The sequence below is a fragment of the Paracoccus sediminis genome, assembly GCF_900188295.1.
GTDB classification, from domain to species: domain Bacteria; phylum Pseudomonadota; class Alphaproteobacteria; order Rhodobacterales; family Rhodobacteraceae; genus Paracoccus; species Paracoccus sediminis.
In genome coordinates this window covers 1-4,837 of sequence record NZ_FZNM01000030.1, presented here as the reverse complement: position 1 = coordinate 4,837, position 4,837 = coordinate 1, and the positions used below count along the sequence as shown (strand labels likewise).

General features: G+C 63.9%; 4 protein-coding genes and 1 pseudogene. 1 reads left to right on the top strand and 4 read right to left on the bottom strand.

Annotated features, from left to right (window positions below):
* Window positions 1–200: hypothetical protein (locus CHB77_RS18560; protein WP_217896915.1), on the top strand; the 200-nt coding region annotated here is incomplete at its 5' end.
* Window positions 201–558: 358 nt separating this feature from the next.
* Here CHB77_RS18560 and CHB77_RS17730 read toward each other — a convergent pair.
* The 4 genes and pseudogenes from CHB77_RS17730 to CHB77_RS17715 all read right to left on the bottom strand — a co-directional run.
* Entirely contained in the window at window positions 559–1,554 is a 996-nt protein-coding gene (locus CHB77_RS17730; RefSeq protein WP_089389450.1) for a zinc-dependent alcohol dehydrogenase, read from the bottom strand.
* A complete protein-coding gene (locus CHB77_RS17725) occupies window positions 1,551–2,288 on the bottom strand; it encodes an SDR family NAD(P)-dependent oxidoreductase (RefSeq protein WP_089389449.1) in 738 nt (245 codons plus the stop codon). Before CHB77_RS17725 ends, CHB77_RS17730 begins: the two co-directional genes overlap by 4 nt.
* Complete coding sequence (gene hisD, locus CHB77_RS17720) at window positions 2,285–3,601, bottom strand: histidinol dehydrogenase (protein ID WP_089389448.1); 1,317 nt, start codon at window positions 3,599–3,601, stop codon at window positions 2,285–2,287. Before hisD ends, CHB77_RS17725 begins: the two co-directional genes overlap by 4 nt.
* Before the next feature lie 10 nt (window positions 3,602–3,611).
* Window positions 3,612–4,667: pseudogene (locus CHB77_RS17715) on the bottom strand (TRAP transporter large permease); the annotation flags it as partial.
* Between the last annotated feature and the right edge of the window lie 170 nt (window positions 4,668–4,837).

Here is a 4,837-nt window from a genome sequence, read left to right as displayed (position 1 = left end):
CCGCCCTGCACGCCGACCGCGACGGCACCGTCAAGGCCATCCACGTCAAACCAGGAGAACAGATCGACGCAAAGGATTTGTTGGTCGAGGTGGAGCTTGCAACGGTTGAGGAACGCCCTGCGTCACCCCGGAACAGTTCCCCGTCTGCCGCCGAGACGGACGACATAAGGTCGAAAGTCGCTGCTCTGGATCAATTCTGACAGAGCCGCGACCTTTTGCTGAGCAATGGTCCATATGCCCTATCCATCGGCATCGGCGCGCTGCCGTAGCCATCCGCAGATGGGGTATGCCGCCATCAATCTTTCTTTTGCTGGACATCGGATGAGGCAGGGCGGGACGACAGGTTGTGAAAGAGGTGGGGGCGCAGGGGCTGCGCTTCCCGAAAGCAACTATCAGGCGGTCGGCGTGACGATGCTGCCGACGGCCACCGGGATCATCAGCGGGCAGCCGGGGCCGCCGACGATTTTCGCTGCTTTGTCCAGAGACTGCGTAAAGGTGGTGAGGAAGCAACCCTTGGCGAGAATGCTGCGGTCGATTGTGCCATAGGGCCAAGCAGGACTAAGCAAAGGGCAACAACGTGACCTTGGGTGCGGTGACGGCGCCGGCTGCGATCCTATGGAAAGTCTCGGGGCCCTTGTCCAGTGGCAGATCCTCACGCCAATCGAGCCGCCCCAGCCGCCCCTCGAAAATCGCCGTGGCCGTGTGGCGAAAGTCCTGCGCGGTATAGGTATAGGTGCCGATGAAGGTCAGTTCCTGCAAGGTGGCGCGGCGGATGTCGAACCCTGGGCTCGCATCTCCAAGACCGATATGCATGAAGACACCTCCTGGACGCAGGGCGGCGCTGCCTGCTGCGCGGGTGGCGCCAAAGCCCACACCGTCGATGACAAGGTCGACACTGGCGGGGGTTTCGTCCGATTGCGGGTCGAATACGTGAAGGCCACCCTGCAAAGCGGCAACCTGTCGCCGCGCGTTGGAGGGTTCGCCCAACCCGATCTCGGCCGCACCCAAGGATTTCAGAATCAAGGCAACCCCCAGGCCAATCGCCCCGCCGCCGAAGACGAGGCATCGTGCCGAGGACAGAGGCATATCGAGCGCCTGCCGGGCCAGACGCACTGCGTGCCAGCCGCAGGCCAAGGGTTCGGCAAGGGACGCCGTTTCCAACGACACCCCGTCCGGCACCGCCACGAGATTGCGGAACGGCATCGCCAGCTTTTCGGCAAAGGCGCCGTCGCGCGGGGGCATCGAGATGATCTGGCGAGACGCGCAGAGATTGTCGCGGCCGGCAAGGCACGCTTGGCAACGGCCGCAGGTAACCAGGGGATTGACGGTTACGCGTTGCCCGGCCATCGGCCCGTCCAGAACCGTTCCCGCGGCCTCGTGACCAAGGATCAGCGGGGCCGGGCGGCGTTCGTCGTGCCCAGCCCAGGCATGCATGTCGGACCCGCAGATCCCCACCGCCTCGACACGCAACAAGACTTCTTCCGCCGCCGGGACCGGATCGGGAACCTCGCGAATGTCCAGATCCCTGGCCCCCGTATAGACAAGTGCCTTCATCTTGCGGTGAACCCTCCGTCGACATAAAGAACCTGGCCAGTGACGTAGTTGGATGCCGCAGAGCAGAAGAACAGGGCTGGTCCGACAATATCGTCCAGCTCTCCATTCCGTCCAACGCAGGTCTGTGCGGCATTGCGCGCCGCCCGATCAGCATCGCTGAAAACGGGACCGGTCAGTTCGGTGGGAAAGAAACCGGGGGCAAGCGCATTGACCATGATCCCGTCCCGCGACCAGGCCTCGGCCATGGCCCTCGTCAGTTGCACGATGCCGCCCTTCGTGGCGCCATAGGCAATGCCCCCAGGAAAGGCACGCTGGCTCTGGAGCGAGGCGAAGTTGACGATCCTGCCCCAGTCCTTGGTACGCATCGCGGGGACCAGGGCCTGCGCCAGAAAGAACGGCACCGACAGGTTGAGGTCCAGTGTGGCCTGCCAGCCCTCAAGCGTGACCTCGTCGGCAGCCTGGCGCGTGTTGACGCCCGCCGCATTCACCAGGATGTCCGGTGCCCCGAAAGGTTCGGCGATCTCCGCCGCGATCCGGGGGATACGCCGCAGATCCGACAGATCGGCCGACAGCGCCGTGGATGCGCGCCCATCACACCAGTCGGCCTTGCGCCGTGCGACCGAAACGACCTTCGCGCCGTGCGCGACAAGCGCCTGGGCGATCGTCTTGCCCAGGCCGGAACTTGCGCCGGTCACGCAGGCCACGCGGCCTGCGACATCAAGGGCGATGCTCATGCGCGTGTCTCGTCACCGTGCAGGTGGAAAGTTTCGCCGGGGAAATACTTGGCCAGCCGAACGTCTGCGGTGCGGGCATGCCCCTCCATTCCCTCGAGGCGCGAAATGCGCGCCGTTGCCTCGGCGATGGGCTTGGCGCCCTCGCGCGTGGCACGCTGCCAGGTCACCAGCTTCATGTACTTGTGCACCGACAATCCGCCGGTATAGCGCGCGGCGCCCGAGGTCGGCAGGACATGGTTCGTGCCCGAGGCCTTGTCTCCGAACGCCACCGTCGTTTCTTCGCCCAGAAACAGGCTGCCATAGCAGGCCAGGCGGTTCAGCCACCAATCCAGATCCTGCGCCTGTACGGTCAGATGCTCGGGGGCATAGCTGTCCGATGTCGCTGCCATCTCCTCGCGGGTGTCGCACAGGATCACTTCGGCATAATCGCGCCAGGCATCGGCGGCGTTCCTGGCGTTGATCTCCGGCAGCGTTGCAATCAGGTTGGGAACACGGGCCATGACCGTTTCCGCCAGTTCCCGGCAGTCGGTCACCAGCCATACCGGCGAGTTGTAGCCGTGTTCGGCCTGCCCGACGAGATCCCACGCGACAATCTCGGGATCGGCAGTGCGATCGGCCAGGATCAGGCTGTCGGTCGGGCCGGCAAACATGTCGATGCCGACCCGGCCGAACAGCAGGCGTTTGGCTTCGGCGACGAACTGGTTGCCGGGGCCCACCAGGATGTCCGCCTTGGGCAGGCCGAACAACCCGAAGGCCATGGCGGCAATGCCCTGCACTCCGCCAAGCGCAAGGATCTGATCGGCCCCGCACAGGTCGGCGGTGTAAATGATCGCCGGATTCAGCCCGACCTCGGGGCGTGGCGGCGAGCAGACCGAGATATGGCCGCAGCCCGCGACTTTTGCGGTGGTGACGGTCATCAGGGCCGATGCGACGTGGCTGTAGCGTCCTCCCGGCGCATAGCAGCCGGCGGCTTGGCACGGGATCGCCTTCTGCCCAAGGACCAGGCCGGGATGTATTTCGGTCTGGAAATCCCGGATGGTGTCCTTCTGGGCCTCCGCAAAGCGGCGCACGTTGTCATGGGCAAAGCGAATGTCGTCCTTCAGTCGCTGGCTCAGGCGGGCGCTTGCCGCGTCGATCTCGTCACGGGTCAGGACAATGTTGCCGTCATAGCGGTCGAACCGGGCCGCATGGGAACGGGCGGCGTCTTCGCCTCCGGCCTCGATATCCGCCAGGATCTTCTGGACCGTTTCACGGGTCTCGCCGGCGTCCGAGGTGGAAACGCGATCTGCCTTCTTCAGGTATTCTACGGTCATGTCAGCTCTCTCACTTCAGATTTTCAGGCAGCATCAGCGTCGAGACGACCGGCACATAGGCGATCAGCAGCACGACGATCAGCATGAACAGGACGAAGGGCACCGCGCGTGCCGATATCCTGAGGATGGATTCACCGGTCAGCCCGCTCACGACAAAGAGGTTCAGGCCCAGCGGCGGGGTGATGAAGCCCACGCCGAGGGCGGTAATCATCATCACGCAGAACTGGATCTCGTTCATGCCGATGCTGTCCGCGAGAGGCTTGAGCAGCGGGGCAAGGATGACGATGTTCGGGGTCGTTTCCATCACGCAGCCCGCCGCGATCAGGATGGCGATCATCGACAGGATGAGCACCCAGGGCTCGCTGCTCAGCGTCGTCATCGTGAAGACGAAGCCCTGCGGCACCCCCATTGCCGACAGCGCCTGCGCCAGCGGCAGCGACATCGCGATGATCGGCACGATCACGCCGTTGACCTTGGCCGAGCTGACCATCATCGAGGGGAAATCCGACAGGCGCAGCGTGCCCAGCATGAAGCCCATGAAGATCGTGATGGTGACCGCGATGGCGCCTGCCTCGGTCGGCGTCAACCGGCCGCTGAAAATTCCCCAGAAGATCACTCCTGGCACGATGAAGGCATACCAGCCGCTGGCAAGCGTCCTGCCCAAATTCGCCAGCCACTCCTGGAAGGTAAGGGCATTTCCCTGTTCATAGGCGTAGCGGCGGTTAATCAGCGTGTTTGTCAGCAGGATCGACACCAGGATGATGATGCCGGGGATCAGGGCCGCCTGAAACAGCGTCGAGGCCGAGATCCCAAGGACGAGGCCGATGACGATATAGGCGATCGAGGGCGGGATCAGGATCCCGGTGCAGGCGCCGGCGGCCACCAGAGCGCAGGCGTAGGGGCGGGGATATCCGCTTTCCACCAGCCGCGCGATGGTCATCCGCCCCACCGCGGCCGCGCCCGCGGCATCCGAGCCGGAGATGGCCGAGAACATGCCACAGACCAGAACCGTAGCCGAGCCAAAGCCGCCGCGCATCCAGTTGGTCAGCGCCTCGGCGACGTCCAGGTGTTAATTTCCACCCAGAAGTGACCCAGGTTTTCCATCGAGAACTGACCCACCTTTGATTATGGTTTTTGGGTCATTCAGAGGTCAAGGCGTGATTGTTCTCCTTCTTTTGGCGCGCTGCGGCGGCTGAACTGGCTTTGAAGCGGAAGCTGTCGTTTCCGGTCTCCAGG